Origin of the sequence: Cryobacterium fucosi (assembly GCF_004403515.1) — a bacterium.
GTDB lineage: Bacteria > Actinomycetota > Actinomycetes > Actinomycetales > Microbacteriaceae > Cryobacterium > Cryobacterium fucosi.
On the sequence record NZ_SOHH01000045.1, the window covers coordinates 1 to 8,093 of the forward strand.

At 70.5% G+C, this 8,093-nt stretch carries 7 protein-coding genes and 1 pseudogene; 6 read left to right on the plus strand and 2 right to left on the minus strand.

What is annotated here, in order from left to right; all coding sequences use genetic code 11:
* Positions 1-367 (plus strand): annotated as a pseudogene (locus E3T48_RS17040) (hypothetical protein); the annotation flags it as partial.
* A 283-nt stretch (positions 368-650) separates the two neighbouring features.
* Here the strand turns inward: E3T48_RS17040 and E3T48_RS04965 are convergent.
* Positions 651-1,520, minus strand: a complete 870-nt coding sequence (locus E3T48_RS04965) for a PHP domain-containing protein (protein WP_134522725.1) — start codon at positions 1,518-1,520, stop codon at positions 651-653.
* A gap of 64 nt (positions 1,521-1,584) precedes the next feature.
* Between E3T48_RS04965 and E3T48_RS04970 the strand changes: the two genes are divergently transcribed.
* Entirely contained in the window at positions 1,585-2,631 is a 1,047-nt protein-coding gene (locus E3T48_RS04970; RefSeq protein WP_134522726.1) for an endonuclease/exonuclease/phosphatase family protein, read from the plus strand.
* 82 nt (positions 2,632-2,713) lie between these two features.
* Positions 2,714-4,255: an aminopeptidase P family protein gene (locus E3T48_RS04975; protein WP_134522727.1), complete on the plus strand. Its 1,542-nt coding sequence runs from the start codon at positions 2,714-2,716 to the stop codon at positions 4,253-4,255.
* 154 nt (positions 4,256-4,409) lie between these two features.
* Here E3T48_RS04975 and E3T48_RS04980 read toward each other — a convergent pair whose 3' ends face one another.
* Positions 4,410-4,997: a YflT domain-containing protein gene (locus E3T48_RS04980; RefSeq protein ID WP_134522728.1), complete on the minus strand. Its 588-nt coding sequence runs from the start codon at positions 4,995-4,997 to the stop codon at positions 4,410-4,412.
* 54 nt (positions 4,998-5,051) lie between these two features.
* Here E3T48_RS04980 and E3T48_RS04985 point away from each other — a divergent pair, with 54 nt between their 5' ends.
* The 3 genes from E3T48_RS04985 to E3T48_RS04995 form a co-directional block, all read left to right on the plus strand.
* Complete coding sequence (locus E3T48_RS04985; protein WP_134522729.1) at positions 5,052-6,383, plus strand: magnesium transporter MgtE N-terminal domain-containing protein; 1,332 nt, start codon at positions 5,052-5,054, stop codon at positions 6,381-6,383.
* Positions 6,370-6,978, plus strand: a complete 609-nt coding sequence (locus tag E3T48_RS04990; RefSeq protein WP_134522730.1) for a DUF1003 domain-containing protein — start codon at positions 6,370-6,372, stop codon at positions 6,976-6,978. The genes E3T48_RS04985 and E3T48_RS04990 overlap by 14 nt, the downstream gene beginning before the upstream one ends.
* Positions 6,971-8,093, plus strand: a 1,123-nt coding sequence (locus E3T48_RS04995) for an Mrp/NBP35 family ATP-binding protein (protein ID WP_241986661.1), incomplete at its 3' end; no start/stop codon positions are given. The genes E3T48_RS04990 and E3T48_RS04995, both read left to right, overlap by 8 nt.

Genomic DNA, 8,093 nt, shown 5'->3' on the forward strand with positions numbered 1-8,093 from the left:
CTCGGGCTCGGGGTCCGGCCGGTCCGACTCAGGGCGCTCCGGCTCGGGTCGCTCCGACTCCGGGCGCTCCGGCTCGGGGCGCTCCGGCTCGGGGCGCTCCGACTCGGGCCGTGCGGCATCCGTCGGCGCCGGCGTCAGCTCCAGTGCCAGTGCTGGTGCGGGCGCCGGTGACCAGGGCGGCGACCACTCGGGTCGCGGACGCAACCGCACCCGCGTGGGCCAAGCCACGAACCCGGATGCCCCGGCCCCCACGTCCGCGGCTGGTACGCACGACGGCGGCGGAGCCGAGCACCACGACGGCAACAGCGCCCCGCGGCGGCGCAGCCGCACGCGCCGCAGCGCACCGCAGTCCGGCACCGCCAGTTAGCGGCGCACCGACCGGTGATTGAGCCTGCCCACCGGTGATTGAGCCTGCCGAAATCACGGTCTCGACAAGCTCGACCACCGGTGATTGAGCCTGACCGCCGGTGATTGAGCCTGTCGAAATCACGGTCTCGACAAGCTCGACCACCGGTGATTGAGCCTGTCCGCCGGTGATTGAGCCTGTCGAAATCACGGTCTCGACAAGCTCGACCACCGGTGATTGAGCCTGTCCGCCGGTGATTGAGCCTGTCGAAATCAAGGTCTCGACAAGCTCGACCACCGGTGAGCTAGCCGAAGACCGGCTCCGAGCCCGTTCCCTGGGCGATCAATGCCTCGAGCACCGCCGGCGCCGTCGTGTTCTCCCCCAGCCGGTTGGGTTTGCCCTCGCCGTGGTAATCGCTCGAGCCCGTGACGAACAGCCCGTACTTGGCGGCGAGTTCGTAGAGTCTGGCCTTCGCGGCCGTCTTGTTCTCGCGGTGCTCCAGCTCGAGCCCGAAGAGCCCGGCCTCGACCAGCCGGGCCAGCCGGGACTCCGGGATCACGTCGTTGACGCCGCGGGTCGCCGGGTGCGCGATGACCGGCACTCCCCCCGCCGCCCGCACCAGCTCGATGGCGCGCAGCGGGTCGGGAGCGTAGTGCGGCTGGTAGTAGCCCGCATCCCAGTGCAGTATCCCGGCGAATGCCTCGCTCCGGGTGAGCGCCAGGCCGCGCGCCACCAGGGCGTCGGCGATGTGCGGACGGCCGACCGTCGCATCCGGGGTGGTCTGGGCGAGCACGTCCTCCCAGGTCAGTGCGTAGTCTGCCCCGATCCGTTCCACCATCTGTTCGGCGCGCAGGAGCCGGGCCTGTCGCACCCTGGAGGTTTCGGCGACAATGGCGGCGTCGGAGGGGTCAAATAGGTAGGCGAGCAGGTGCACGCTGGCGAACGACACCCTGGTGCTGAATTCCATTCCGGGAATGAAGGTGATCCCGGCCGTGCGCGCCGTTGCCGCCGCCTCGAACCAGCCCGCGGTGGAGTCGTGATCGGTGAGGGCGATCGTGCCGAGCCCCGCGGCGGCGGCGGCCCGCACGAGCTGGGCCGGGGTCTCGGTGCCGTCGGACACGCTCGAGTGGGCGTGCAGGTCAATGGGACCCCTGAATCGCCGCTCGCCTGCCATTCCCCCATGCTAGTTGGGCCAAGCGGAGGCTTCGCCCAGCCGGATCGCCTAGCATGACCACTCCATGCTTCCCAGAATCCTCACCGCCCTCGTCCTCGGCGGCTCCGCCCTCGTGTTGCTCGCCTTCGGCTGGCCGCAGTTGTTCGGCCTGCAGAACAGCTGGGTCTTCGCCCACGCCGTGTCCCTGCGTGGACTGGGCGTGGCCGTCGCCGCTGCCGGGACTGTCGTGCTCGTCCTGCTCACGCCGATTCGGCCGTTGCGACGCCTGGCCGGGTCCCTCGCCGTTTTGCTGCTTCTGTTCGGGCTCGGCAACGCCGCCGTGCTCGCGGCCAGGGGAATCGGCGTGCAACCCGCGTCGGCGGCCGAGCGGCCCACGGCATCCGCCGCCGCGAACGGCGACGTGACCGTGCTCAGCTGGAACACCCTCGGCGACGAGCCGGGTTCGGCGGCGATCGCCCGGCTCGCCCTCGACCGGGGCGCGGACATCGTCAGCCTGCCGGAGACGACGGAGGCCACCGGCGTGAAGGTCGCCGAGGCGATGCGCGAGGCGGGACGACCGATGTGGGTGCACACCGTCGCTTTCGACCAGATCTCCAAGGCGCGGTCCACCACCCTCCTGATCAGCCCGGACCTCGGCGACTACACCGTGAGCAGCGCCGCGGGTTCCGGCCCTCCCGGCAACACGAATGTGCTGCCGACCGTCGTCGCCACCCCCGTCGACGGCACCGGGCCCACGATTGTCGCCGTGCACGCGGTCGCCCCGATCAACTGGGAGATGTCGAACTGGCGCTCGGACCTCGACTGGCTGGCCACCCAGTGCGGCGGCGGGAATCTCATCATGGCCGGGGACTTCAACTCCACGATCGACCATATGTCCGGACGGGAATCTTCCGGCGCGGCCGTTCTCGGCACCTGCCGGGACTCGGCACTCGCCACCGGGTCCGCCGCGGTGGGCACCTGGCCGACGTCCGTTTCGCCGCTGCTTGGCAGCCCGATCGACCACGTGCTCTCCACTCCGAACTGGCAGACGGACAGCATGAGCGTGATCGAGTCCGAGGATGCCGCGGGCAGCGACCACCGCCCGATCGTGGCGACCCTGTCACTGCGCTGACCTCGGCCGGCGCTGACCTCGGCCGGCACTGACCTCGGCCGGCCCACAGCGCGCGCCCGGCCGGGAATGGAAGAATGGGCCCATGGCCAACCCCAATGAATCCGCGATCACCCCTGCCCCCCGATCGAACGAGAACCGGTCCACGACGCCCGGGTCGGCAGGTTTCAAGGCATACATCTCCAGCTCCTGGGCCGAGCGCACCGCCGAGCTGCCGCCCGCGCGCGAGCAGGCCCCGTTCGCGGCCACCCGCCGGGCCAGGCTCTCCGCGATGTACCCGGGAACCCGGCTGATCATCCCGGCCGGCCGGCTCAAGCAACGCTCAAACGACACCGACTACGCGTTCCGCGCGCACTCCGCCTTCGCACACCTGACCGGCTGGGGCAGCGACTCCGAGCCGGGGGCCGTGCTGGTCCTTGAACCGACAGGGACCGGCCACGACGCCACGCTCTACTTCCGGGAGCGCGCCGGACGCGACTCTGACGAGTTCTACGCCAACTCCGACATCGGCGAGTTCTGGATCGGCCCGCGCCCGTCGATCGCCCAGGTCGCCGCCGACCTCGCGCTGCAGGTCCGCGGCATCGCCGACCTGGCCGCCGTCCTCGAGGCCGTGGACAGCGAAACCGTCGTCGTGCGCGAGTCCGACCCGGTCTTCACCGACGAGGTCGACGAGGCCCGGCTGCGTTTCGCCGCCGAGAAGGTGCTCACCACCAACGCGTCAGACTCCCCGTTCAGCGTGGAAATCAACGCCGAGCACGAACCGGACGACCACTTCGCCCGCGACCTCTCCGAGCTGCGCCTCGTCAAGGACTCCTACGAGATCGCCCAGATGCGCCTCGCCGTGGCGGCCACCGCGCACGGCTTCGACGACGTCATCCGCGACCTGCCCCGGTCCAGCTCCCACCTGCGCGGCGAGCGCCTGGTCGAGGGCGTGTTCAACACCCGTGCCCGCTCCGACGGCAACGCGGTCGGCTACGACACAATCGCGGCGTCCGGCGCCCATGCCTGCATCCTGCACTGGACCCGCAATGACGGTCCGGTCACGCCCGGCGACCTGATCCTCCTCGACGCCGGGGTCGAGGTCGACAGCTACTACACGGCCGACATCACCCGCACCCTTCCCATCGACGGCACGTTCACGCCCGTGCAGCGCCGAGTCTACGACGCCGTGCGCGAGGCAGCGGATGCCGCGTTCGCCGTTGCCCGCCCCGGCGCCGTGTTCCGCGATGTGCACGCCGCCGCCATGGCCGTGATCGCGCGCCGCACGGCGGAGTGGGGCATGTTGCCCGTCACCGCCGAGGAGGCGCTCCTGCCCGACAACGGCCACCACCGCCGCTACATGGTTCACGGCACCAGCCACCACCTCGGACTCGACGTGCACGACTGCGCTCAGGCCCGCCGCGACATGTACATGGACGGCGTGATCGAGCCCGGCATGGTGTTCACGATCGAACCCGGACTGTACTTCCAGCCCGAGGACCTCACGGTGCCGGCCGAGTTCCGAGGCATCGGCGTGCGAATCGAAGACGACATCCTGATCACCGCCGACGGCCCGGAGAACCTGTCCGCCGGCATCCCGCGAACCTCAGCCGACGTCGAGGCCTGGATCGCCGCCCTCACCGCCTGACCGCCCTCCCCTCTCCCCGCCTCCCCGCCTCCCGTAAGCTGCTCTCCCCCACCCGCGAGAGTGCACTTTTGGCCCTCTCGCGCCTGGCGAAGGGGCCAAAAGTGCACTCTCGCGAAGAAGTGAGCGGCGGGGCGACGGGATGGGGAGGGGGAGGCTAGGCCTCGGGGGCGGGCGGAGCCGGCGGGGTCACCGGGTCCGCGGTGCGCGGGGGCTCCGACGGATGCGGCGCGGCCGGCGCCACGGCCTCGGCCTCGGCATGCCCGGCGAGCAGGTTGCGCGCCCGGTTGACCAGCGCCGCATCCACGATCACCTGGTAGTTGCTCGCGATGACCTGCATGGTCGAGGTGAAGTCGCGGCGGCGGCGGTTGAGCGCGTAGCCGACGACCCCGAACAGCATGCCGAAACCGGCACCGATCAGCACCGCGGCCAGCACGAAGGGCAGCCCGGCGCCCGCGGGCGAGAAGATGAAGAAGAGCAGCCCGAAGAAGACGCCGAGCCAGGCGCCGGAGGCCGCCCCGGCGAGCGCGACCCGACCCCAGGTGAGCTTGCCGGTCACCCGTTCGACGCTTTTCAGGTCGTTTCCGACGATGGAAAGCTTCTTCACCGGGAAGTCCGCCTTCGCAAGCGTGTCCACCGCGGCCTGCGCCTCGAAGTAGGTTTCGTACGTCGCCAGCACCTCGCCCTTGGGCAGAACGGGGAAGAGTGCGGGGCCGCGGGCGCCGAAAGGGCTCTGGTTGCTCATGCCGCCATTCTTCCACAGCACCGTTATCCGCTGAAGGTGGCCTAGATTTGTACTGTGAGTGCCACCAGAGTCTTCGTTGCCCGTTTGGCCGGGTGTACCGTCTTCGACCCCGCGGGCGACCGCGTCGGCAAGGTACGCGATGTGTTGGTGGTCTACCGAAAAAACGACCCGCCCCTCGTGGTCGGCCTGATCGTGGAGATCCCGGGCAAACGACGCGTGTTCGTGTCGATCAGCCGGGTGACCAGCATCGGCTCCGGCCAGATCATCACCACCGGCCTGATCAACGTGCGCCGGTTCGAGCAGCGCGGCGGCGAGGTGCGCGTGATCGCCGAGATGCTCGGCCGCACCGTGGTCTTCAACGACGGTTCCGGCGAGGCCATCGTCGAGGACGTCTCGATCGAGGAGTCCGGCCAGAGCGGCTGGGCGATCAGCCAGCTCTTCGTGCGCCGGCCCAAGACGAGCCTGTCCCTGTTCGCGAAGGGGGCCACGGCGTTCGCCGCCTGGGGTGAGGTGCGCGAGCACGCCACGGCCGGCCAGGCCCAGTCCGCCGAGCAGCTCATCGCCACCTACTCCGATCTCAAGCCCGCCGACCTCGCCAACACGCTGCTGGACCTGCCGCAGGAACGCATGTACGAGGTTGCCGGGGAGCTGCCCGACGGCCGCCTCGCCGACGTGCTCGAGGAGATGCCCGAGCGTGAGCAGGTGGGCATCCTGACCCGGCTCGGTGATGCCCGGGCCGCCGACGTGCTCGACCACATGCAGCCGGATGACGCCGCCGACCTGATCGCGCAACTGCCCGAGGAGCACGGCGAGCAGCTGCTCGACCTGATGGAGCCGGAGGAGGCCGACGACGTGCGCTTCCTGCTCACCTACGCTCCCGATACCGCCGGCGGCCTGATGACGACGGAACCGATCATCGTCTCAGCCGACGCCACGGTCGCCGAGGGTCTCGCCCTGATCCGCCGCCACGATCTTGCCCCCGCGCTCGGCGCGGCGATCTGTGTGACCCTGCCGCCCTACGAACCGCCGACCGGCCGCTTCCTGGGCATGGTGCATTTCCAGCGGATGCTGCGCTACCCGCCCCACGAACGCCTGGGCACGCTGCTCGACCAGGGTCTCGACCCCGTCACCGCCGACACCTCCGCGGCGGAGGTCACCCGCATCCTCGCCAGCTACGACCTCGTCTCCGTGCCCGTCGTCGATGAGAACCACCGTCTCGTCGGGGTGGTGACGATTGACGATGTCCTCGATTATCTGTTGCCGGACGACTGGCGAAGTCACGACGGGAACGACGATGTGCGCCGCCGGGCGGCGGCCCGCACCGAACTGACCACGGGAAGCATCCCGCTGAACCACGGAAGGAGGACCGGCAATGGCCCGAGCTAACCGATCGGATCTCCGTCTCGACTCGCCGAAGGGGTTGCGCACGGCCACCCTCGGCCGCAAGCGGAATCGCGACCGCAACCGCCCGAGCAGCGACCGGTTCGGCCGGTTCACCGAAGCCATCGCCCGCGCCATGGGCACCCCGTGGTTCCTGCTCGGACTGACCTTCTTCGCCGTCGGCTGGATCGCCTGGAACACGCTCGCCCCGGCGGCCTGGCGCTTCGACTCGGTGTCCCTCGGCTTCATCGCGCTGACCCTGGTCCTGTCGATGCAGGCCTCCTATGCGGCGCCGATGATCCTGTTGGCGCAGAACCGTCAGGACGACCGCGACCGGGTGCAGTTCGAGCAGGACCGGCAGCGCGCCGAACGCAACCTGGCCGACACCGAGTACCTCGCCCGCGAGGTCGTCGCGCTGCGCCTGGGCATGAAGGACCTGGCTTCCCGGGACTTCCTCCGCGCCGAATTGCGGGCGCTGCTCGAAAACCTGGAGGAACGCGAGGACCAGGACAAACGCGAACGGAAGCGTTCCCGGAAGGGCGAGCGCGACCGCGACCCAGCGCCGGAACGCCGCCTCGAGGAGCGGCCCCGGAGTGAGTGACGGCCGGCTGACCCGCGACGGGGTGCTCGCCGCCCTCGTGCGCGTGATCGACCCCGAGATCCGCCGCCCGATCACCGAACTCGACATGGTCGCCGGCGTCGAGGTGGATGCCGACGGCCACACCACGGTCGGCCTCCGCCTGACCATCGCCGGCTGCCCGGCCGCACGCCAGATCGAACGCGACGTGCGTGAGGCGGCCGAGTCCGTGGCCGGTCCCGGCCGGGTGAGCGTGGACGTCACCGTGATGACCCGCGAGCAGCGCCGTGCCATGACCGAGAAACTCCGCGGCGGTCAGGGCGCGCGCACCAGCCAATTCGGCCCTGACTCCCTGACCCGGGTCTACGCCATCACCAGCGGCAAGGGCGGGGTCGGCAAGTCCACGATCACCGCGAACCTCGCCGTGGCCCTCGCCGCGCGAGGACTCCGGGTCGGCGTCGTCGACGCGGATGTCTACGGGTTCTCCATCCCCGGGCTGCTCGGCCTGGTCGGGCCGCCGGCTCCCGGCAGCGACAAGGGCACCGCGGTGAAGCCGACCCAGGTCGGCGACATGATCCTGCCGCCGATCGCCTTCGACGTGAAGGTCATCTCGATCGGCATGTTCGTCGACGACTCGTCCGTGGCGGTCGCCTGGCGCGGCCCGATGCTGCACCGCACGATCAACCAGTTCCTCACCGAGGTGTACTTCGGCGACCTCGACATCCTGCTGCTCGACCTGCCGCCGGGCACCGGCGACGTGGCCATCTCGGTCGGGCAGCTGCTCCCCCAGGCCGACGTCATCGTCGTCACCACCCCGCAGCCCGCCGCCGCGGACATCGCGGAACGCAGCGGCATCGTGGCCAGGCAGACCGGGCAGACGATCTACGGCGTGATCGAGAACATGGCCGGGATCGTTCAGGCCGACGGCACCGTCCTCGACGTCTTCGGCTCCGGCGGCGGCGCGGAGGTCGCCCGCCGGCTCGGTGACGGCCAGGAAACGCCGGTGCCGCTGCTCGCCCAGGTTCCGCTGAGCGTGCCGCTGCGCAGCGGCGGCGACACCGGGCTGCCGGTCGTGCTGGGCGACCCGCTCGACCCGGCGGCCATCGCCATCCAGGCCGTCGCCGACCGGCTCGCGACCC

Coding starts and splice junctions, on each gene's coding strand:
- E3T48_RS04980 (WP_134522728.1), bottom strand. CDS start 4,997: ATGAGCAACCAGAGCCCTTTCGGCGCCCGCGGCCCCGCACTCTTCCCC.
- E3T48_RS04990 (WP_134522730.1), top strand. CDS start 6,370: ATGGCCCGAGCTAACCGATCGGATCTCCGTCTCGACTCGCCGAAGGGG.
- E3T48_RS04970 (WP_134522726.1), top strand. CDS start 1,585: ATGCTTCCCAGAATCCTCACCGCCCTCGTCCTCGGCGGCTCCGCCCTC.
- E3T48_RS04965 (WP_134522725.1), bottom strand. CDS start 1,520: ATGGCAGGCGAGCGGCGATTCAGGGGTCCCATTGACCTGCACGCCCAC.
- E3T48_RS04975 (WP_134522727.1), top strand. CDS start 2,714: ATGGCCAACCCCAATGAATCCGCGATCACCCCTGCCCCCCGATCGAAC.